Raw genomic sequence first — 445 nt, 5'->3', positions numbered from 1 at the left:
CTGCCAAGGCTTGCACAAGTGTTTAAAACATAATATCATGAGTAAAGAACTTTACAGGCAACCAATAGAGGAGGATTTAGTAACCATGATTTTTGAAAATACGGGACTGGACGGCATCAAAGCCGACCTGGCGTTTATGGACGAAGTAGCCGAGAAAGTAGGCTTTGTCCGCTGGCAGTGGGAATACTACCGCGCTACATATGACTATAAGATCGAAGATAAAAACACCAATTCGGAGTATTTCGTCCGGATCAACACCCGTGCGGTGGAGGGCAAGCTGGAACACCCAAGCGCTGTGCTGCAAATTGAAGCCGTGTACATGGGCAAAGCGACTTTCCCTCACGGGCTGGAATACGAATCTCCGATTCCGTCGTCCATCATGGGGATTGCAACCAAGAAGCTTCAGCAGTTTAAAGCCGCTCTGGAAGCCTAAGCAGGTCTCATA

1 protein-coding gene is annotated in these 445 nt (G+C 48.1%); it reads left to right on the top strand.

The window, feature by feature from the left end; all coding sequences use genetic code 11:
* Nucleotides 1–433 (top strand): YugN family protein (locus IAI51_RS27780; RefSeq protein WP_222944315.1); only part of this gene is annotated, 433 nt, incomplete at its 5' end.
* Nucleotides 434–445: the final 12 nt, after the last annotated feature.

This window comes from Pseudomonas sp. N40(2020) (assembly GCF_014472415.1).
GTDB lineage: Bacteria > Pseudomonadota > Gammaproteobacteria > Pseudomonadales > Pseudomonadaceae > Aquipseudomonas.
The sequence above is the reverse complement of the archived record's forward strand: the minus strand, read 5'-3'. Positions and strand labels throughout refer to the sequence as shown.